The 18,777-nt window shown below is 70.1% G+C and carries 18 protein-coding genes and 1 pseudogene; 11 read left to right on the plus strand and 8 right to left on the minus strand.

Features of this window, described 5'->3' with window-relative positions; translation table 11 throughout:
- Window positions 1-39: 39 nt before the first annotated feature.
- From ACFRKB_RS24485 to ACFRKB_RS24500, 4 genes are all read left to right on the plus strand, one after another.
- Window positions 40-1,323 carry an adenylosuccinate synthase gene (locus tag ACFRKB_RS24485; RefSeq protein ID WP_383108544.1) on the plus strand — a complete coding sequence of 428 codons (1,284 nt, stop codon included), beginning with the start codon at window positions 40-42 and terminating at the stop codon, window positions 1,321-1,323.
- Between the two features lie 391 nt (window positions 1,324-1,714).
- Window positions 1,715-2,593: a hypothetical protein gene (locus tag ACFRKB_RS24490; protein ID WP_383108545.1), complete on the plus strand. Its 879-nt coding sequence runs from the start codon at window positions 1,715-1,717 to the stop codon at window positions 2,591-2,593.
- 124 nt (window positions 2,594-2,717) lie between these two features.
- Window positions 2,718-2,984: a hypothetical protein gene (locus tag ACFRKB_RS24495; RefSeq protein WP_365976510.1), complete on the plus strand. Its 267-nt coding sequence runs from the start codon at window positions 2,718-2,720 to the stop codon at window positions 2,982-2,984.
- Window positions 2,981-3,403, plus strand: a complete 423-nt coding sequence (locus ACFRKB_RS24500; protein WP_365976511.1) for a PIN domain-containing protein — start codon at window positions 2,981-2,983, stop codon at window positions 3,401-3,403. Before ACFRKB_RS24495 ends, ACFRKB_RS24500 begins: the two co-directional genes overlap by 4 nt.
- Window positions 3,404-3,455: 52 nt before the next feature.
- Here ACFRKB_RS24500 and ACFRKB_RS24505 read toward each other — a convergent pair whose 3' ends face one another.
- Both ACFRKB_RS24505 and ACFRKB_RS24510 read right to left on the minus strand, forming a co-directional pair.
- Window positions 3,456-3,692, minus strand: a complete 237-nt coding sequence (locus tag ACFRKB_RS24505; RefSeq protein WP_383108547.1) for a DUF397 domain-containing protein — start codon at window positions 3,690-3,692, stop codon at window positions 3,456-3,458.
- 2 nt (window positions 3,693-3,694) lie between these two features.
- Window positions 3,695-4,525 (minus strand): helix-turn-helix domain-containing protein, encoded by an 831-nt coding sequence (locus ACFRKB_RS24510; protein WP_383108548.1) that lies wholly within the window; start codon window positions 4,523-4,525, stop codon window positions 3,695-3,697.
- Between the two features lie 156 nt (window positions 4,526-4,681).
- Between ACFRKB_RS24510 and ACFRKB_RS24515 the strand changes: the two are divergent.
- Window positions 4,682-5,089 (plus strand): annotated as a pseudogene (locus tag ACFRKB_RS24515) (hypothetical protein); the annotation flags it as partial.
- A gap of 231 nt (window positions 5,090-5,320) precedes the next feature.
- On the opposite strand, the gene ACFRKB_RS24520 reads toward ACFRKB_RS24515, so the two are convergent.
- Together ACFRKB_RS24520 and ACFRKB_RS24525 are read right to left on the minus strand one after the other, a co-directional pair.
- Window positions 5,321-5,776, minus strand: a complete 456-nt coding sequence (locus ACFRKB_RS24520; protein WP_383108549.1) for a VOC family protein — start codon at window positions 5,774-5,776, stop codon at window positions 5,321-5,323.
- Window positions 5,777-6,004: 228 nt separating this feature from the next.
- Window positions 6,005-6,496 carry a DUF4231 domain-containing protein gene (locus ACFRKB_RS24525; RefSeq protein ID WP_383108551.1) on the minus strand — a complete coding sequence of 164 codons (492 nt, stop codon included), beginning with the start codon at window positions 6,494-6,496 and terminating at the stop codon, window positions 6,005-6,007.
- A gap of 174 nt (window positions 6,497-6,670) precedes the next feature.
- Between ACFRKB_RS24525 and ACFRKB_RS24530 the strand changes: the two genes are divergently transcribed.
- Window positions 6,671-7,060: a nuclear transport factor 2 family protein gene (locus ACFRKB_RS24530; RefSeq protein ID WP_383108552.1), complete on the plus strand. Its 390-nt coding sequence runs from the start codon at window positions 6,671-6,673 to the stop codon at window positions 7,058-7,060.
- An 86-nt stretch (window positions 7,061-7,146) separates the two neighbouring features.
- On the opposite strand, the gene ACFRKB_RS24540 is transcribed toward ACFRKB_RS24530, so the two are convergent.
- The 3 genes from ACFRKB_RS24540 to ACFRKB_RS24550 form a co-directional block, all read right to left on the minus strand.
- Window positions 7,147-7,815 carry a methyltransferase domain-containing protein gene (locus ACFRKB_RS24540; RefSeq protein WP_383108553.1) on the minus strand — a complete coding sequence of 223 codons (669 nt, stop codon included), beginning with the start codon at window positions 7,813-7,815 and terminating at the stop codon, window positions 7,147-7,149.
- Between the two features lie 79 nt (window positions 7,816-7,894).
- The gene (locus tag ACFRKB_RS24545; protein ID WP_383108555.1) at window positions 7,895-9,913 is read right to left on the minus strand and encodes a serine/threonine-protein kinase; all 2,019 of its coding nucleotides are present in this window, start codon (window positions 9,911-9,913) and stop codon (window positions 7,895-7,897) included.
- Between the two features lie 139 nt (window positions 9,914-10,052).
- Window positions 10,053-10,712, minus strand: a complete 660-nt coding sequence (locus ACFRKB_RS24550) for an HD domain-containing protein (protein ID WP_383108556.1) — start codon at window positions 10,710-10,712, stop codon at window positions 10,053-10,055.
- A gap of 143 nt (window positions 10,713-10,855) precedes the next feature.
- On the opposite strand from ACFRKB_RS24550, the gene ACFRKB_RS24555 reads away from it, so the two are divergent.
- From ACFRKB_RS24555 to ACFRKB_RS24575, 5 genes are all read left to right on the plus strand, one after another.
- Window positions 10,856-11,857 carry a GlxA family transcriptional regulator gene (locus ACFRKB_RS24555; protein WP_383108557.1) on the plus strand — a complete coding sequence of 334 codons (1,002 nt, stop codon included), beginning with the start codon at window positions 10,856-10,858 and terminating at the stop codon, window positions 11,855-11,857.
- A 138-nt stretch (window positions 11,858-11,995) separates the two neighbouring features.
- A complete protein-coding gene (locus tag ACFRKB_RS24560; RefSeq protein WP_383108559.1) occupies window positions 11,996-13,396 on the plus strand; it encodes an aspartate aminotransferase family protein in 1,401 nt (466 codons plus the stop codon).
- 147 nt (window positions 13,397-13,543) lie between these two features.
- On the plus strand, window positions 13,544-14,227 hold the full coding sequence (locus ACFRKB_RS24565) for a GntR family transcriptional regulator (protein WP_383108560.1): 684 nt from the start codon (window positions 13,544-13,546) through the stop codon (window positions 14,225-14,227).
- Window positions 14,228-14,235: 8 nt separating this feature from the next.
- The gene (locus ACFRKB_RS24570) at window positions 14,236-16,812 is read left to right on the plus strand and encodes a dolichyl-phosphate beta-glucosyltransferase (RefSeq protein ID WP_383108668.1); all 2,577 of its coding nucleotides are present in this window, start codon (window positions 14,236-14,238) and stop codon (window positions 16,810-16,812) included.
- 159 nt (window positions 16,813-16,971) lie between these two features.
- A complete protein-coding gene (locus ACFRKB_RS24575; RefSeq protein ID WP_030353219.1) occupies window positions 16,972-17,622 on the plus strand; it encodes a hypothetical protein in 651 nt (216 codons plus the stop codon).
- A gap of 127 nt (window positions 17,623-17,749) precedes the next feature.
- Here ACFRKB_RS24575 and ACFRKB_RS24580 read toward each other — a convergent pair whose 3' ends face one another.
- The gene (locus ACFRKB_RS24580; RefSeq protein ID WP_383108561.1) at window positions 17,750-18,520 is read right to left on the minus strand and encodes an SLATT domain-containing protein; all 771 of its coding nucleotides are present in this window, start codon (window positions 18,518-18,520) and stop codon (window positions 17,750-17,752) included.
- Window positions 18,521-18,777: the final 257 nt, after the last annotated feature.

The raw sequence follows: 18,777 nt of genomic DNA on the forward strand, positions 1-18,777 counted from the left end.
TGACCTTGGACATGCCCCGCCCGGAAGGGGTGTACGCCTGTGCCCGCACTTGTGCTGCTCGGTGCTCAGTGGGGTGACGAAGGCAAGGGAAAGGCCACCGATCTGCTCGGTGGGTCCGTGGACTATGTCGTGCGCTATCAGGGCGGCAACAACGCCGGTCACACGGTCGTCGTGGGCGACCAGAAGTACGCACTGCATCTTCTCCCTTCCGGAATCCTCTCCCCGGGGTGCACCCCGGTGATCGGCAACGGAGTGGTCGTCGACCCGGCTGTCCTGCTCTCCGAGCTGAGTGGGCTCAACGAGCGCGGTGTCGACACGTCCAAGTTGCTGATCAGTGGTAACGCGCACTTGATCACGCCGTACAACGTGACCGTCGACAAGGTGACGGAACGGTTCCTCGGCAAGCGGAAGATCGGTACGACCGGCCGGGGCATCGGCCCGACCTACGCCGACAAGATCAACCGCACCGGCATCCGCGTCCAGGACCTCTACGACGAGTCGATCCTGGAGCAGAAGGTCGAAGCGGCGCTGGAGTCCAAGAACCAGCTGCTCGCCAAGGTCTTCAACCGGCGCGCCATAGAGTCCGGCAAGGTCGTCGAGGAGCTGCTGGCGTTCGCGGACCAGCTCAAGCCGTTCGTCGCGGACACGACGCTGATCCTCAACAACGCCATCGACGAGGGCAAGGTCGTCCTCTTCGAGGGCGGCCAGGGCACGCTGCTCGACGTGGACCACGGCACGTACCCCTTCGTCACCTCCTCCAACCCGACGGCGGGCGGCGCCTGCACGGGCGCGGGGGTCGGGCCGACGAAGATCAGCCGGGTCATCGGCATCCTCAAGGCGTACACGACGCGCGTCGGCGCGGGACCGTTCCCGACGGAGCTGTTCGACGAGGACGGCGAGGCGCTGCGCCGCATCGGCGGCGAGCGGGGCGTGACAACGGGCCGCGACCGCCGCTGCGGCTGGTTCGACGCGGTGATCGCGCGCTACGCGACGCGGGTCAACGGCCTGACGGACTTCTTTCTCACCAAGCTGGACGTGCTCACGGGCTGGGAGCGGATCCCGGTGTGCGTGGCGTACGAGATCGACGGCAAGCGCGTCGAGGAACTCCCGTACAGCCAGACGGACTTCCACCACGCGAAGCCGGTGTACGAGTACCTGCCGGGCTGGTCGGAGGACATCACGAAGGCGAAGACCTTCGCCGACCTGCCGAAGAACGCGCAGGACTACGTGAAGGCGCTGGAGTCGATGTCGGGAGCGCCGATCTCGGCGATCGGCGTGGGTCCGGGCCGTACGGAGACGATCCAGATCAACTCGTTCCTGTAGGAACGGGGTTTGGGACGGTGGACAGGCCCCGGGGGGAGAGACCCCGGGGCCTGTTTCGTACCGGGGGAGTCGGGGCGGCCCCCACCTGCCATCAAACGCTCCGGCTCACTCCGATGGGTGAACTCCGTTGACGTGCCGGGGTACTTCTCGCGTGGCCCCGGAGCCCCCCACGTTCGCCGGAAAGCGCAGGTCAGCCCCAATCCAGTGGGCGGGTTTCGGGGCTCCGGTCGCCAACTCAGGTCTATGCCAACGGCACTTGCGCTCGTCACTGTGTGTGCGGCTACAGTCACCGACGTCATCAGGCGGGACATCCCGCCTGAACCCAAGACGTTGAGATGCCCCCGCGGTGCGCCAACACCCGGGGGCTCGACACCAGGAGTCGGACCTCCAGATGCGCATTTACCGTACAAGGCCCACGCGTTCCTTCTCCACCTTCGGCAATGAGCTGCTGCGCGACCGCAGCATCTCGTGGTGCGCGGCAGGCGTACTCATGTACCTCCTGAGCCTCCCTCCCGGCGCCCGCGCCTCGATCCGTTCCCTGGCCGAGCAGCGCAAGGAAGGCCGCGCGCGGATCGCCGAGTCGCTGCGTGAGCTGGAGGAATCCCGCTATCTGCGCCGGGTGGTCGTGAAGAACCGAGCATCCGGCCATCTCTCCACCGTGTACGAGGTGTTCGATGCCCCGTACTCGGACGAGGGGCCGGTCCCGGACGGCGAAAATGGCCGAAACCTGGCCTCCGGTGAGGGGACCCCCGGCGCGTCGGGCCCGCTCCCTTCGGGAGTAAACACTGAAGTACAACAACCTCCCTCCCGGCCCAAGCTGTCCGTTCCCGAACAGCTCAGGTCCGCCACCGAGTTACTGCTCTCCCTCGGCCGCCGCGAGCCCCGGCTCGCACTCGGCACGGTCGAGGCGGTTCGGCTGGCGCCCCTGGTCGAGGAGTGGCGGTCGGTGGGCGCGAGCGACGCGCAGCTGCGCGCGGCCCTGACGGCCGGGCTGCCCGAGGCCGTCCGCTCGGCGCCGGGGATCCTCGCGGACCGGTTGCGCCGCAAGATGCCGACACCGCTCCCGCCGGCCGGTCCACCACCGTCCCGGTCCCGGTCGCCCCGCGAGTGCGAGGAGTGCGGCGTACCAGTCGCGCCGTCGGGCGACTGCCACGCCTGCGCGCCTCCACCGCCCGCGCCCGCGACGGCCGCCTTCGTCAAGGCGGCGAGAAGAGGCCGCGAGAAGGTCCGGGCGGCGCTCTCCGCGCCCGTGACGGCCGCCCTCGCCTGACGTCGGCGAGCGGGGCCCCACAGACCCCCCGGCCCGTTCCAGGGCCGGTTCATCAAGAGAACGGAGTGCCATGACCCTCACACTCGAACGCCCGGCGGAGGTATACCGCAGGTATACTGCGCCCATGGCTGACACCACGATCAAGGTCGACCCCGTAGTCCGAGACCGGCTTCAGGAGCTGGCCAGGGATCGTGGGATGACGATGCGCGACCTGCTGACCGAGCTGGCCGGTGCCACCCCCACCAAGGAAGAACTCCGCAAGCGGTACGAGGAGACCAAGGCGTACGTGGAGGAGCACTTCCTCGGCAGGCCGTACACCGAGGAGGACGAGAAGGCCGGCGAGGAGCTGTGGGCCGGGATCGTGTCCGGGAACATCGGGGAGGTCCAATGAAGAAGGACGACAAGTACCCCCTTCCGCGCGCGGTCATCCTCGATGACACCGCAGCTCTCGCGCTCGGCGCGGGCAACCGGATGGCGTCCCGCCTGGTGGTGGAGGCGGAGAAGGATCCGACACTGAGGATCTACGTTCCCGCCCTGTGCCTCGCGGTTGCCGAGAGCGGCCGGGCGGGCGTGGCCGAGCATGTCGGCGCCCTGGAGTCGGTGGACATCACGGAGTTGGACTTCGCGGGCGCGGCTGCCGTGGGCAAGCGCCTCCGTGACCAGAAGGCCGTTGACGCGGACTGGAGCGGCGCACACGCGCTGCACCTCGCGCAGCCGTCGGTCGAGTGGCCGCGAGGCAGGCCGGTCGTCACCGTCGACCCCGTGCGGTACCGAGGCGCGGGCGTACGGGTGATCCGCATCGAGGTGTAGCCCCACAAGGGCGGGCGGTGCGGGGCCGGACTGCAGCCGGCCCCGCTCCGGGTTATTCGGCCCAGGTGAGGAACCGCGCCCAGGCGTCGGGGGCGACGGTGAAGGTGGGGCCTTCGAGGTTCTTCGAGTCACGGACGTAGACGGAGTGCGGGCAGGTGGCGACCTCTACGCACTCGCCACCGCTGGAGCTGCTGTAGCTGGACTTGCGCCAGTCGAAGGCGACTTCGATGCACTGGCCTCCGGCGTCGCTGCTGTAGCTGGACTTGAACCACCGCAGGGTGCTGCTCATTGTCAATCTCCCGCCAACCGCTCGATGAGGCCCAGCGATTCGTCCGGGCCGAGGGCCTGTGCCCGGATTTTCGCATACCGCTGGGCATAGGTGCTCACCTTTGCGGGGTCGCTGATCAGAAGACTTTCGTCTTGGTGCTCTATGTAGACCAAGCGGTCATGCTCCGGAGTCTCCAGCAGGGTCAACCCACCCCGCAACCCGGCGTGATCGCCACGCAGTCCTCTCTTGAGAGGCATCACCTGAAGGGTGACATTGCGGCGTTTCGCGCACTCGGCGAGATAGGCCAACTGTCGGCGCATGACTTCCTCGCTGCCGACCGACCGCCCTAGTACAGACTCTTCAAGGACCAGTTCGATCAGCGCGATGGGGTCCCGGTCGAAGATTGCCTTGCGCACCATCCTGGCCTCAACGAGTTCGTTGACGCGTTGCTCGGAGAGGGGCGGATACCCTCCGCCGATCAGATCGCGTGCGTACTCCTCAGTCTGGAACAGACCGTTGATCACCAGCGTCTCGTATGACGACAGGGTCAGAGCCTTCTGCTCCGGCAACGCGAAGTCCTTGAATAGCTCCGGGTACTTGTCCAACCGTACGTACTCGCGCGCGCCCTCAAAGATGCCCATCCCCTCCCCGAGCACCCTCTCCAGCGCCACCAGCATCTCGTCGCTCGCCGGCTGTGCGCACGTCTCCATCGCGCTTACCGCCGCACCCGAGAATCCCAGCTCCTTTCCCAGCTGTTCCTGCGTCAGCTTTTTCTTCATGCGCATCCTGCGGGCGACATCCGCCACCAACCGCGTCGCAGGGCCCGCCGTTTCCTTGTTTTCCGCTCGCGCCATCGCGATCACCTTTTCGACTCAACCGAACTCAACCGGTCACAACCGAGACTTACGGAATTCCACCTTCCGCAAAGGGTGTTCGGGCAGGTCAACCCCTGTCCGACGTACCCCACGCAGACATGGAAAACGCTAGCCAGTGAGCCCCAGAATGTCCCCATGGATGCGACAACTCGCCAATTAGGTGACATCGATTGGATTCCGGCCTCCGGATTCCAACTCCGTAAAGCGGGGGCGCGATTCGATGCCGTAAGGGTCGACGCGGATGACGGCCGCCGTCTCGCCGACATGCTGGAGGCGCTCTGCGGCGGCGAGCCCGGACCAGTGGTCAGTGAGGCGAATCGGCGGCGCGGAATGTATTTCCTGCTGCCGCCGGGAAGTACCGCCCACCGTTCCTGGCCGCCGGGCGTTCAGCGGTTCAACTCGGCGCGGAATACGGTGAGTTACGTACCGGTGCCCGCGCTGTCAGGGCGTACGTGGCCGCTTTCCTGGTACTTCCCGCCCACGGCTCGCGACCGCTTCGTCCACCCCCTGCTCCTGCTGAACGCCTCGATCGCCCTCCTCAGCGAACCGCCGGGCCGAGACGTCCTGGAGACGATCGGCTTCCGCCTCTCCACGCTCGACGTTCACGACGGCGCTCCACAACCGCCAGGGCCTTGACCTGAACCATGATGAACGGCCTCTGGGGCTGGTGGGCTCGCATGTTGAGGTGTCGCCAAGCTCGCCGTCCGCCACGAGGCGACCGTGCTGGTCGCAGCCGTGAACCAGTGGCTGTGACCGGCACCATCGCGACGGCCCTCAGACGACGTCGAATTCGTTGCCCTCGGGATCCTGCATGGCCGTGGCGTAGAGCCCCATGTCCGGCTCATCCTTGATCCTCAGCACGGTGGCACCGGCTTCGACCAGCTGGTCCACAGCGTCCCTGACCCGCCGCGTGCGGACGTCCAGCGGGACGTCACGGCCGCCACCGACCTTCAGGTCGAAGTGATACCGGTTCTTGGTGGTCTTGGGCTCCGGAACCTGCTGGAACCACACGCGCGGTCCGCGCCCCGCCGGATCGACGATCGACTCCGGAATGTCGCCGGCCCCGGTCGGCAGCTCTTCCGCGGGCACTCCCATCGCCTCCCAGTAGGCGCGCCACGTGGCGTGCCCGTCCGGCGCGGGCTCGGGCACATAGCCCAGGGCCCGGGCCCAGAACGCCACCATTCTCTGCGGATCGGAGCAGTCGATCGTCAGCTGCAATGTCATCTCCATGCCCGGAGCCTCCCAGACAGGTCTGACAGACGACCCACTCTCACAACGGGCCCTAGGGCCTTTCGTTTGGATCAGGCCGGGCTCGCGGGCCCTGGCACCGCGCCTCGCCGCGTTGTCGTCGGTCCACGACGCTCCGCGTCGCCTCCCTCCTCCGCCTTGCGATCCACGGCACCAGACCCCGCTCCCTGATCCGGCCTGATCCAAACGAAAGGCCCTAGTTGTGCCGGCTCACCCGTCCGTTGCCGGAGGTCCGGCGAGGGGGGTATGGGGCGCTGAGCGCCTTGCTTCCGCCCATTCGCCGCTCTCCGACCGCAGCAGCTCCTCGGTTCGCGCCACGAGTACGGTCGCGGAGTCCGCGCCGTCGTACGGGGCCGACCCACAGCTCCAGTTGACGAGCTCGCCTTGGAGCGCCATCAGCACAGAACTCGCCCGTACCCAGTTCTCGCCCCACCGGAACAGCTGCCGCAGCCCCGCCGAGACCACCACCGCAGCCCCGAGGACCCCCGTCACCGTGACAGAGGCGCCAACCGCCGCGCACGCCGGTATGGACGCGGACAACAGCAGCAGTGCGGCCTCCGAGAGGTAGTGGCCAAGCCGCTGGCGCCGCACATACCGCTCGTACCACATGGCGCGCTCCCGCACGCTGGGCGGAAGCTCGGCCCCGGCCGATCCCCTCAACTCTGCCCACCAGAAGCTCACTTCACCCGCCCGGCCTGCCATGGACGCGACCCTAGGGGATGGTGCCCCGTCCATGTCCCGGGCGTGCCGCACATTCGATGAGCGGGGAACCAGCGTCATGAGACACCACAGCCAGTGCTGTGACCGGGATGGTCCACCGTGATCGGAAGGCGGCTCGCGGGACGAGCGCACGCGCAACGCTGGTATTACTGGGGCATGCAGGAAGAGACGGCACGCTCCGCGATCGACACGTTCATTTCCGCGTTCAACGCCTCGGACGACAGCTATGTGACTGCCCTGCTCTCCCAGGCCCTGACCTCAGACGTGGTCTTCTGGGGGCCGTTGGGCCGCAGCGAAGGAATCGCCGCGGTCGAGCGGTTCGTGCTGGACATCCGGCGCCACCCGGCGGGGACCGGCACGATGGTGCGCTGCTCGGCGGTGGACATGCCTGACGAGTGGGCCCGGTACCAGTGGGTCTTCACCACGCCGGATGGCGGCCCCCGCCTGGCGGGAACGGACGTCGTCCATCTGCGGCGGAGCCTCATCGACCAGGTCATCGTCTTTGCGGGGGAGATCGATGCCGTGGCGCCGGAGCAGGCACCGTAAGGCTTCACGGCCGATGCGGATGACACGTCCGTGCCCTTCCCGCAGTGGGCACGGGACCACGTTCCGCCTCCGGCCCCTCGTCCTCATCAGGCGGGGCGCTTGGCCATGACGACCAGGCTCGGCCCGGAGTGCTCATCCGGAGGGAGCCGGAGTTCGGCGACCGGGTGGAGTCCGGCCCGCTCGATCAGTTCCACGAACTGTTCCGGCCGCCATTTGTGCGTTGTCCAACGTACGGGTACGCCTCCGTATGCCTCGGTGCGCGCGAAGTCTTCGTCGCCGACGTGTGTTCCGGTGATGAAGTGTCCGCCCGGCTTCAGGGCGCGCGCGAACATGGCGAGGACCTGAGGAAGGATGTCGCGCGGGAGGTTGAACAGTGACCACCAGCCGAGGACGCCGCCAAGAGACGCTTCTTCGAGGTCGAGTTCGGTGGCGGAGGCGACGCTGAAGCGGCACTGCGGATGCAGACGGCGCGCGTTCTCGATCATGCGGGGTGAGAGATCGACTCCGGACACGTCGAGTCCGCGTTCGGCGAGGTAGCCGGTCACCGTTCCGGGGCCGCAGCCGACATCGAGGACGGGTCCGAGGTCGCTCACGGTGTCGGCGAAGGCATCGATCGATGCCTTGAGCCATGGGTATCCGCGGATGTCACCCATTCCCGTAGTCAGCACCATGTGGGCGTAGTTGTCCGCCACCCGGTCGTAGGACTCACGGACTATGTCGAGATCGGCCGGGCGGTCAATGGGGTGTGCGCGCATCGGCCAACCATAGGGCGACGGTCCTGGCTCCGGAGGCGGATCCGGAGGTGGATCGCGATCCTGGCCCAGTTCCTCCGGTTCAGCTCTCCTTCGTGTACGTCAGGGACTCGCCGCTCGTTGTCACCCGGGTCAGGCTGCCGTTCGGCTGGATCGTCAGATCCGTGGGGGTGCCGGGGGTGCAGGAGGACATGGGCCGGCCCGTGGTGACCTTGGACGGGCCGATCCGGAGTGGCCCGTCCGGTGATGGTGCCGAGGCCAGGGTGGCCTCGAAGACGCAGTGGTACGTGCCGTCGCCGGGTGGGCCGTCCACCGTCAGGGAGAGGACCGTTTCGCCCACCTCGCCCTGCTGGATGACGAGTCGGCGGGTGCTGCGGCCCGCGCTGGTTTCGACCCCGCTCGTCCAGGTGCCCAGATACTTCGTGGGTACCTCGCCCTCCTTCGTCGTCTCCTCGGAGGGACTGGCGGAAGGTTTCGGCGAGGGGGCGGCGGGATCGCCGGCCGGGGGCGTCGGGTCGGCCGTGCCGCTGACGCGCGTGTTCTTGTCGTCCTTCGTGCCGTCGCCGTCCATGAAGGCGTACACCGAACCGCCCGCGCCGATCGCGACGACCACCGCCACGGCGATCAGCGCGACCGTGGCGCGGGTGCTGCGTGGCGCGGGCTGGGGCTCCGGGGGCGCGACGTGCGTCGGGGCCATGCCGTACGGAGGGGTGGGGCCGAACGACCCGGGCTGCTGCGCGTGGTGCTGGGGGTGCTGCGGGTGTTGCGGGGGCTGCGGGCGCTGGGCGTAGTGCTGCGGGGGAGAGGGCTGCGGCGGGCCGAATTCCGGCTGCGGATACCCGTACGGTGCCGGTGCCGGTGCCGGTGCGGGGGCCTGCGCCTGTGCCGGTGCGGGTGCCGGTCCCTGCGCCTGTGCCTGTGCCGGTCCCTGTGCCTGCGCCTGTGCCGGTCCCTGTGCTGCCGCCGGTGACGGCGTCGGCGTCGCTCCCGGCGTCGGTGCGTGATGGGCGGCCTGCGACGGACTTCCCTGCGCCGGACTTCCCTGCGCCGGCTTCGCGGTCGGCGCCAGCCGTAGCGTCTGCTCGGCCGGTGCCTCCGGCCGCGCCCCCGCCTCCGGCCCCGCCCCCGGCCTCCGCATCTGGCCCGTCGGGTTCTCGTACTCCAGCAACTCCACCGCGTGCCGCCCCAGTTGGGCCAGCAGCCCGCCCGGCAGCCACGGTTCCCCGCCCGGTCGCCCAGCCGCCGTGTCCGCCGTCTCGCCCACCCGGGCCAGTACGTCGCGTGTCGTCGGCCGCGCGGCCGGGTCCTTCTCCAGGCAGCCGCGTACCAGCTCGGTCAGGCCCGCCGGCAGGCCGGTCAGGTCCGGTTCCTCCTGCGCGATACGGAACATCAGCGCGTGCGCACCCGTGTCCGCCGTGCCGAACGGCAGCCGGCCCGTCGCCGCGTACGTCAGCACCGAGCCCAGGCAGAAGACATCGCACGCCGCCGTCACGCGGTCGCCCCGTACCTGTTCCGGGGCCATGAAGCCGGGCGAGCCGATCAGCGAACCGGTCCGGGTCAGGCTGTCGTCGGCGACCGTCTCCAGCGCGCGGGCTATGCCGAAGTCGATGACGCGCGGTCCGTCGATCGTCACCAGCACGTTGGACGGTTTGAGGTCGCGGTGGATGAGGCCAGCCGAGTGGATGTCCTGGAGCGCGTGGGCGAGGCCCGACGCGAGGATACGAACGGAACGTTCCGGCAGCGGACCGTGACCGCCACCAGCCGCGTCCCCGGAGCCGCTACGCCCGCCCGAGACGACCGTGTGGAGCGACGGGCCCGCGACATATCCCGTCGCCAGCCAGGGCACCGCCGCCTCCGTGTCGGCGTCGAGGACCGGCGCCGTCCACCGGCCGCCGACGCGTCGCGCCGCCGCGACTTCCTGCCGGAACCGGCTGCGGAACTGTTCCTGCTCGGCCAGTTCCTGGTGGACGAGCTTGACCGCGACCGTACGGCCACGGTCGGAGCGCGCCAGATAGACCTGGCCCATCCCGCCCACGCCGAGGCGCGCCAGCAGCCGGTAGGCGCCTATGCGTTGCGGATCGTCAGCTGCGAGTTTCTCCATGGCCGGCCGGCCCCTCCCCATCGTCACGCCTCGGATCATCTCGCATGACGTGGCCGAACTCACCGTCCCCCTCGAACGAAACCCCTACGGGACGGTGTTCGCCGGAGTCATAGGCTCCGTTCCCCTCACTCGGGTCCGCTCACTCGGGCCAGGCCGAGTTCTCGATCACGTCCACGAAGTCCGTCCGTACGAACCCGGGCGAGAAGCGCGCCAGCACATCCGCCTTCACATTGCCGAAGGCCGTCTCCGGCCGGTGTTCGATCCCTTCCGTGAACGCCTGGAGGATCCGGCGCTTGAAGTCCGGGCGCGGGTGGGCCGCCACGACCTCCTCCCGCACCTCGTCCGGTACGGAGTCCAGCCCCATCCCCAGCACATCGAACTCCACCCCCGCCGTGACGAGAGCCACCTCGGGCTCCATGTGGGACGGGATCCCCGGCGTCGTGTGCAGGGCGATCGCGGTCCAGACGATCCGCGCGCTCTCCTGCGAGAGCCCGTGGCCCAGCAGGAAGTCGCGGGCCGCGTCGGCGCCGTCGAGCTCGAAGCGCTGCCGCGAGGCGCGGTAGCCCTCGGTCAGACCGAGGTCGTGGAACATGGCGCCGATGTAGAGCAGCTCGGGGTCGTACGTGAGCCCGCGCCGCTGTCCCTGGAGCGAGCCGAAGAGGAAGACCCGGCGGGAGTGGTCGTACAGCAGGTCGTTCGTGGTGTCCCGGACCAGCTCGGTGGCCTCCTTGACGAGGGTGCTGTCGGGGATCTCGATACCGGCGATGCGGTCGGCCGAGGCCGAGGCTGAGGCTGACATGGCGGGTTCCTTTCCAGGAGGGAGCTTTCCTTGAGGGACTGAAGGGACTGCTTCCACTCTCGGTCCGGTCGCCCTGCCCCCGCCATGTCTATCCGGACGCGCATCCCACACATATGGCCATGGATCCGGGCTACCGTTGCCATATGAGAGCCGGAGAGCGCGTCAGGGAGCGCGTCGGGGAGCGCAGAGACATCACTGTGTTCGTGTACGACGGCGTTCGGCTGATGGACGTCGCCGCTCCGCTGGAGGTGTTCGGTACGGCGGCCGGGCTCGGCGGCGCGTACAGCACGGCGGTCTGCTCGGCGGACGGCAGGCCCGTGATCACCTCCACCGGCACCCGGCTGCACGCCGATGTGGCGGCGGCCGAGGTCGGCCGGACGCACACGCTCGTCGTCCCCGGCTCCGACGATCTGCCGCACCGCCCGCCGCCGGCCGGGCTCCTGGACGCGGTGAGCGCACTGGCCGGCGGCGAGCGGTCCCGGCGTATCGCGTCCGTCTGCACCGGCGCCTTCGCGCTGGCCGCCGCCGGGCTGCTGGACGGCAGGCGCGCGACCACGCACTGGCGGCACGCGGCCGTCCTCGCCCGGCGCTATCCCGCGATCACCGTGGACCCGGACGCGATCTTCGTCAGGGACGGCCGTACGTACACCTCGGCCGGGGTCACCGCGGGCATCGACCTCGCGCTCGCGCTGGTCGAGGACGACGAGGGGGTGGAGCTGGCCCGTGAGGTCGCCCGCGATCTGGTGGTCTTCCTCCAGCGGCCGGGCGGGCAGTCGCAGTTCTCCGTGGCCGCGCGTACGCCGAGCCCGCACCACGACGGGCTGCGCGCACTGCTGCGGGAGGTGACGGCCGATCCGGCGGCCGACCACTCGCTGCCCGCGCTGGCCCGGCGCGGCGGGCTGAGCGCGCGCCATCTGACGCGGCTCTTCAACGAGCAGGTCGGCAGCACACCGGCGGCGTACGTCGAGTCCGTACGGCTGGAGGCGGCGAAGGCGCTGCTGGAGGCGGGGGAGACGGTGACGGGCGCGGCGCGGCGCAGTGGGCTCGGCAGTGACGAGTCGCTGCGGCGGGTCTTCCTGCGGCAGTTGGGCGTGACACCGTCGGCGTACCGGTCGCGTTTCCGGACGACCGCGCCCGCGAACTGAGACGAGGCGTACGGCGCCCCGGGGCGGAGCGCGCACAGATCCGGCAGCCTGCTGACCCGACAGCATGCCGACCAAAGCCGCTGACTCCATACAAGGTGGCGATACCGTCCCGCTCCCGCGCCTCCCTACCCTTGCCGCATGACCCCTCATACCGACCCTGTCGGCCCCGCCGAGCCTGCCGGCCCCGCCGGCCCCGCCGATCCGCGGTCCGGCGCCGCGGTGAAGGCCGCCGACCGAGCGCATGTGTTCCACTCCTGGTCAGCCCAGGGCCTGATCGACCCGCTCGCCGTCGCCGGCGCCGAGGGTTCCTACTTCTGGGACTACGACGGCAACCGCTATCTCGACTTCACCAGCGGCCTCGTCTTCACCAACATCGGCTATCAGCACCCCACGGTCGTCGCGGCCATCCAGGAGCAGGCCGGCCGGCTCGCCACCTTCGCGCCCGCCTTCGCCATCGATGTGCGCTCCGAGGCCGCCCGCCTCATCGCCGAGCGCACCCCGGGCGATCTCGACAAGATCTTCTTCACCAACGGGGGCGCCGAGGCCGTCGAGAACGCCGTCCGGATGGCCCGGCTGCACACCGGCCGTCCCAAGGTGCTCTCCGCGTACCGCTCGTACCACGGCGGTACGTCCACCGCGATCAATCTGACCGGCGACCCGCGCCGCTGGGCGTCCGACAGCGGTACGTCCGGTGTGGTGCGGTTCTGGGCGCCGTTCCTCTACCGCTCGCCGTTCTACGCCTCGACGGAGGCCGAGGAGTGCGCACGCGCGCTGGAGCATCTCGAAGCGACGATCGCCTTCGAGGGTCCGGCGACCATCGCCGCGATCATCCTGGAGACGATCCCGGGCACGGCCGGCATCATGACGCCGCCGCCGGGCTATCTGGCGGGTGTCCGTGAGATCTGCGACCGGCACGGCATCGTCTTCGTACTGGACGAGGTGATGGCGGGCTTCGGCCGTACGGGCAAGTGGTTCGCCGCCGAGCACTTCGACGTGGTGCCGGATCTGCTGACCTTCGCCAAGGGCGTCAACTCCGGATATGTGCCGCTCGGCGGGGTCGCCATCTCGGGTGCGATCGCCGAGACCTTCGCGAGCCGTCCGTACCCCGGCGGACTGACCTACTCCGGTCATCCGCTGGCCTGTGCCGCCGCCGTCGCCACGATCGGGGTGATGGCGGACGAGAAGGTCGTCGAGCACGCCGCGCACATCGGCGAGACGGTCCTCGGCCCGGGGCTGCGCGATCTGGCGGCCCGGCATCCGTCGGTGGGCGAGGTGCGCGGTACGGGGGTCTTCTGGGCGCTCGACCTGGTCAAGGACAGGGAGACGCGCGAGCCGCTGGTGCCGTACAACGCGTCGGGCGAGGCGAACGCGCCCATGGCCGCCTTCGCCGCGGCCTGCAAGAAGAACGGCCTGTGGCCCTTCGTGAACATGAACCGCACGCACGTGGTGCCGGCCTGCAACATCACCGAGGCGGAGGCGAAGGAGGGGCTGGCGGCCCTGGACATGGCGCTGACGGTCGCGGACGAGCACACGGCGTAGCCCGAGAGGGAAAGCCCGAGGAGGAAGCCCGAGGGGGAAGCGCCGACTGGCGGGGCGGGCACGCCGGGGCGGGTCCGGCCTGCCCGCCCCGGCCCCCCGCGTCACCTGGCTTAAGGTGTCCCAAGCCGGACGAGGGGACGGAAAACCATGCCCGCCAGCGGAGCTGTGACCCGCAATACCTTGCGGCAGCAGATCGCGGACGCGTTGCGTGACGAGGTGCTCGCGGGGCGTTTACTGCCGGGCCAGGAGTTCACCGTCAAGCAGATCGCCGAGCAGTACGGAGTCTCCGCGACCCCGGTGCGGGAGGCGCTGGTCGATCTCTCCGCGCAGGATCTGCTCGACTCCGACCAGCACCGGGGCTTCCGCGTCCATCAGTTCTCCGTGGACGACTTCCGGCGGATGGTCGACGCGCGCTCGCTGATCGTGGACGCCGTCTTCCGCAGGCTGGAGGGCGAGCATCTGGCGGCCAGGGCGCACGGCGCGGTGCTGGTGTCCGTACGGCGCCGGGCCGAGGAAGCGGCACGGGCGGCCAGGAGCGGGGATCTGACCATTCTCATCGGCTACGACCTGCGGTTCTGGCGCGAGTTGTGCGCGCTGGTGGCCAACCCCTATGTCGCGGACTTCCTGAACCGGCTGCGCGTCCAGGCGTGGGTGTTCTCCGTGCCGTTCCTGCGCGCGGACCCGGAGGTGCGCAAGCGGCTGTGGGGCGGGCACGAGCAGCTGGTCGACGCGCTGACCCTCGGTGACGTGCGGGCGGTGCGTGCCGTGATCGGTGAGTACGACAACCACTCGCTCGCGTGGGCGGACAGGCTGGAGAGTCCACAGCGGTGACCGGCGACATGGCGAGGGCTTCGACAACGAGCACGGAACCGACGAGCACGGAACCGACAGGTACGGACGCGGCCGGCGTCGATCTGTCCGTCGTCATTCCCGCGTACAACGAGGAGGGGCGGCTGCGCCCCACCCTGGACGCCATCCGCGCCCATCTGCGCGCGGACCCCGACCGCTGGGGTACCTGGGAGCTGATCGTCGTGGACGACGGCTCGACGGACGGTACGGCCGCGGTCGCCGCCGAGGCCGCGGCCGGCGAGCCGCGCGTGCGGGTGGTGACGGGCGGCGGCAACTTCGGCAAGGGCCATGCCCTGCGCCAGGGCGTGCTGGCCTCGACCGGCCGGCGCGTGCTGCTGACCGACGCGGATCTCGCGACCCCGATCGATGAACTGGACCGGCTGGACAAGCAGCTCACGGCCGACGGCGGCGGCGCGGCGATCGGCTCGCGCGCGCATCCCGACGCACGGATAGAGGTGCGTCAGCTGGCGCTGCGCGAGTGGCTGGGCCGGCTCGGCAACCGGCTGATACGGCTGGTCGCCGTCGACGGCATAGCCGACACGCAGTGCGGCTTCAAGCTCTTCGACGGCGAGCGGGCGCGGGCCGCCTTCGCCGGCTCCCGGCTGGACGGCTGGGGGATAGACGTCGAGATCCTGCGGTTCTTCCGGCGCTCGGGATGGCCGGTGACGGAGGTGCCGGTGCGCTGGGCGCATCAGCCGGGGTCCAAGGTGAGGCCGCTGGACTACGGCAGGGTGCTGCTGGAGCTGGTACGGCTCAGGGCGGCGCGGCGTGCTCCCGCCCCCGGAGCGGGGGACGTGCTCCCGTACCGTCGCCGCCGTACGGACCTGGTCGTCGGCGCGCTCTTCGTCCTCGCCTCCTTCTTCCTCTACAAGGGGCTGTGGGCGGACCTCGACCGCGGCTATCTCGCCGACGCGGGCTCCGACCAGAACCAGTGGGAGTGGTTCTTCCGGGTCACCGCCGACAATGTCGTCCACCTGCGGAACCCGCTGTTCACGACCCTTCAGAACTTCCCCGACGGCGTGAACCTGATGGCGAACACCGTCATGCTCGGGCTCTCCGTCCCGCTCACGCCCGTCACGCTCGCCTTCGGACCGACCGTCACCTGGGCGCTCGTCCTCACGCTCGGTCTCGCGGTCACGGCGTTCGCCTGGTACTGGCTGTTCGCGCGCCGGCTGGTGCGCGGCCGGTGGGCGGCGGCGCTCGGCGCGGCGCTCGCCGCCTTCGCGCCGCCGATGATCTCGCACGCCAACGCGCACCCCAACTTCCTCGTCCTGTTCATGATTCCGGTGATCATCGACCGGGCGCTGCGGCTCTGCGAGGGCCGGCACGTGGTCCGGGACGGGGTGCTGCTCGGGCTCTTCGCGACGTATCAGATCTTCCTCGGCGAGGAGGCGCTGCTGCTCGCGGTGATGGGCACGCTGCTCTTCGCGCTCTCGTACGCCGCGGTGGACCGCGAGCGCGCGCGGGCGGCGGTGCGCCCGCTGCTGCGCGGGCTGGGGTGGGCGCTGACGGTGTGTCTGCCGTTGGTCGCGGTGCCGTTGTACTGGCAGTTCTTCGGGCCGCAGAGCTATCACAGCGTGCTGCACGGCGACGGCGCGGGAAACAGTCCGCTCGCCTTCCTCCAGTACTCCGGGCGCTCGCTGTTCGGCGACGACGCGACGGCCGACCGGCTCGCGATGAACCGCACCGAGCAGAACGCCTTCTACGGCTGGCCGCTGATCGCCCTGGCGTGCGGGATCGGGGTGTGGCTGTGGCGGGCCGCGGTGGTCAGGGCGCTGGCGTTCACGGCGCTGGCGGCGGCGCTGCTCTCGATGGGGCCGAAGATACGTATCCCCTTCACGGACGTGGTGCTGACGGGGCCCTGGCGGATCCTGGCCCATCAGCCGCTCTTCGAGTCGGTCATCGAGTCGCGGGTGGCGATGATCTGCGCGCCAGCGCTGGGCGCGCTGGTGGCACTGGCGGCCGGCCGGCTCGCCGAACTGCGCGCCGAGGAGCGGGAGCTGAGGCTCGGCGGGACGGCGCTGGAGGAGCGGCGCAGGCTCCGGCTGGTGGCATGCGCGGTGGTGGCCGGGGCCCTGCTGCCGATCGTCCCGACACCGCTGCCGGTACGGGAGCGCGCGGAGGTCCCGGCGTTCATCGCGGACGGCATGTACCGCCGGTACGTCGGGGAGGGCGAGACCGTGGTGCCCGTACCGGTGCCCGATCCCGGCAACGCGGAGGCGCTGCACTGGCAGTCGGCGAGCGGCCTCGGTTTCTCGGTGCCCGGTGGGTACTTCAACGGGCCGTGGGGGGAGGAGCGGATGGGGATCTACGGTGCCCCGGCCCGCTACACCTCCAATCTGCTGCGCGATGTCCGCTACAGCGGCCAGGTCCCGGCCATCGACGCCAAATGGCGCGCGCAGGCCCGCTTCGACCTGGAGTTCTGGAAGGCGGGGGTGGTGGTGCTCGCGCCGCAGCCCAATGACGCGGCGCTGTACGAGACGTTGGAGAAGCTGCTCGGGGGGCCGGGGAAGCGGGTGGGCGGGGCATGGATCTGGGATCTGCCGCCTTACTCGTCCACGGGATGACTGTCTCCGTACGCGCCCTCGCGTACCCCCGCACAGCCCTCACCTACCAGCCCCGTCGCCCCGGGCCTCTTCGCTGAACGTGCCCTCCGCATTACGCTGTCCCGACCGTCGCGACCATCGCGCGCCCCGCGTACGAACTCGTTGGAGAGCGAGCCTCCCTTGGCCTGTGACTTGTGGTTGGTCCCCCTCGTCGATGTGCTGTGCCACAGCCCCGACAACCCCTTCGCCGAAGAGATCGCCGTCTACGACAAGGCGCTCGGTGCTGCCGGGCTGCCGTCCGTTCCCGTCTTCGCCTATATGCCGGGCCTCTCGGGGGATGTCGCCCCCGTCGCCGGTTTCGACTACGACGCGCTGCACTTCCTGCGGCGCGCGTATCTGCTCCAGCTCTGCGGCCTCGCGGTGACGCCGGTCGGTGAACTGGGGGGCGACTACGAGCAGTTGCTGGAGATGTTCGAGTCGACGGCCCAGCAGTCGCATCTGGTCTGGCACTACGACCACGCGGGCGCGTATGTCCCGGTGGACTACGACGCGCCCCTCTCGAACGAGGAACTCCTCGCGGGCGGTGGCCCGCTGGGCTCCACGCAGGGTCTGCTGCGGGAGCTGGAGATCGTCGGCCCGGCGATCGGTATCGACCCGGCCAACCCCCCGTCCGCCCCCGCCCCGCCGGCCCGCCCGACGTCCTTGGAGGAACCGGCGACCTCGATCCCGTACGACGACAGTCCGTTCGCCCGGGAGCGCCATGTGTGGCTCGGTCTGCACGCGGCGGCGACCAGGAGCCTGGGCCAGGGCTCGATGATCATCTTCAGCTGAGGAGCATCTCGACTGAGGAGCGGTGCGGGCCGGGGGCCGGCGAGAGCCCGCCCCCGGCCGCTCTCGCCGGGAGGCAGCATCTTTCACCGACCGTGCATCGGCCGCTCGCTCTCACCGCGCTGCTCTTTCACCGCGCTTCGGGCGGTCGTTGCCTCGGCATGTTCGGGCGGGTGCCCGGCGGGAGCGGGAAGCGTCCCGGAGGCGGTACCACGCCCTCCCCGCGCGCCCCGCCCATCGGCACCGACTGCATCATCAGCGGCGCGGGGCCCGAGCGGAACTCGACCATCCAGTCCGCCGTCTCCGCCCGTACCAGCTCCGTCACGTCCTCCGTGAACCGCCGCAGGACGCCGAGGCAGCGCTCCGCCGCCTCGCTGGCCGTGCCCTCGGTCGGGCCGAGGACCTCCCGTACGCACTCCGAAGCCCAGTCGAACTGGAACGTCTGGAGTCTGCGCTGCACCGCCTGCGCCGTCGCGACCGCCCGCATCCAGCCGGACGTCAGCCCCAGGTACCGGTCGCACCCCACGCAGGCCGCGCCCAGCAGCAGTGAGAGATAGCCCCACCCCGCGGCCCCGGTCAGCGCGCCCGTCAGATCCAGCAGCGGCAGCGCCGCGCCCGCCGTCACCGCGACGGCCGTCGCCGCCCGCAGGGCGCGGGCGGCGCGCCGCTTGCGTACCCGGTCGGCGAGATACCAGTCGACCGTGCGCAGCGCCCCCGTCTCGACCCAGCGGTAGAGCTCGTCGAGCCGCTCCGCGGGCTCTCCCCAGTCCCCGAGCGGGAACGGGCCCCCGGTCAGATCGCCGTAGGGCGGCGGGCCGCTCTCGTCCTCGCCGGTGATCTCCCCGGACGGAGGCCCCTCCTCCCGGGCGGGGCCTCCGGGCTGCATCTCCGGCTGGCTCACCTGGGTACTCCTCTACGGTCTGCTGTGACTCTGTGTGACGATCGGTGTACGTACGTACCGCCCAGGGACCGTCCGGCCATGCGCCTGTCGATGCGCATCCACTTCCTACCGCCAAATGGTGGGCTGTGTGCTCGAAATCCCGGCATTTCCCTCCACATGGGCGCCGTGATCAGGTAAAGGAGCGCGGAAGCTCTCACTCGAAAGAGTTCGCTTGGGGTTCGTTCCGGCGGGGTAGGGCGAGCCGACCGGGGACCACG

The organism is Streptomyces scopuliridis, from assembly GCF_042790125.1.
GTDB lineage: Bacteria > Actinomycetota > Actinomycetes > Streptomycetales > Streptomycetaceae > Streptomyces > Streptomyces scopuliridis_A.

Excerpts from the sequence above, each read along its gene's own strand:
- ACFRKB_RS24525 (WP_383108551.1), bottom strand. The coding sequence starts at position 6,496 with ATGGCAGGCCGGGCGGGTGAAGTGAGCTTCTGGTGGGCAGAGTTGAGG.
- ACFRKB_RS24500 (WP_365976511.1), top strand. The coding sequence starts at position 2,981 with ATGAAGAAGGACGACAAGTACCCCCTTCCGCGCGCGGTCATCCTCGAT.
- ACFRKB_RS24555 (WP_383108557.1), top strand. The coding sequence starts at position 10,856 with ATGAGAGCCGGAGAGCGCGTCAGGGAGCGCGTCGGGGAGCGCAGAGAC.
- ACFRKB_RS24510 (WP_383108548.1), bottom strand. The coding sequence starts at position 4,525 with ATGGCGCGAGCGGAAAACAAGGAAACGGCGGGCCCTGCGACGCGGTTG.
- ACFRKB_RS24570 (WP_383108668.1), top strand. The coding sequence starts at position 14,236 with ATGGCGAGGGCTTCGACAACGAGCACGGAACCGACGAGCACGGAACCG.
- ACFRKB_RS24560 (WP_383108559.1), top strand. The coding sequence starts at position 11,996 with ATGACCCCTCATACCGACCCTGTCGGCCCCGCCGAGCCTGCCGGCCCC.
- ACFRKB_RS24540 (WP_383108553.1), bottom strand. The coding sequence starts at position 7,815 with ATGCGCGCACACCCCATTGACCGCCCGGCCGATCTCGACATAGTCCGT.
- ACFRKB_RS24505 (WP_383108547.1), bottom strand. The coding sequence starts at position 3,692 with ATGAGCAGCACCCTGCGGTGGTTCAAGTCCAGCTACAGCAGCGACGCC.
- ACFRKB_RS24490 (WP_383108545.1), top strand. The coding sequence starts at position 1,715 with ATGCGCATTTACCGTACAAGGCCCACGCGTTCCTTCTCCACCTTCGGC.
- ACFRKB_RS24530 (WP_383108552.1), top strand. The coding sequence starts at position 6,671 with ATGCAGGAAGAGACGGCACGCTCCGCGATCGACACGTTCATTTCCGCG.
- ACFRKB_RS24550 (WP_383108556.1), bottom strand. The coding sequence starts at position 10,712 with ATGTCAGCCTCAGCCTCGGCCTCGGCCGACCGCATCGCCGGTATCGAG.
- ACFRKB_RS24565 (WP_383108560.1), top strand. The coding sequence starts at position 13,544 with ATGCCCGCCAGCGGAGCTGTGACCCGCAATACCTTGCGGCAGCAGATC.
- ACFRKB_RS24520 (WP_383108549.1), bottom strand. The coding sequence starts at position 5,776 with ATGGAGATGACATTGCAGCTGACGATCGACTGCTCCGATCCGCAGAGA.
- ACFRKB_RS24495 (WP_365976510.1), top strand. The coding sequence starts at position 2,718 with ATGGCTGACACCACGATCAAGGTCGACCCCGTAGTCCGAGACCGGCTT.
- ACFRKB_RS24545 (WP_383108555.1), bottom strand. The coding sequence starts at position 9,913 with ATGGAGAAACTCGCAGCTGACGATCCGCAACGCATAGGCGCCTACCGG.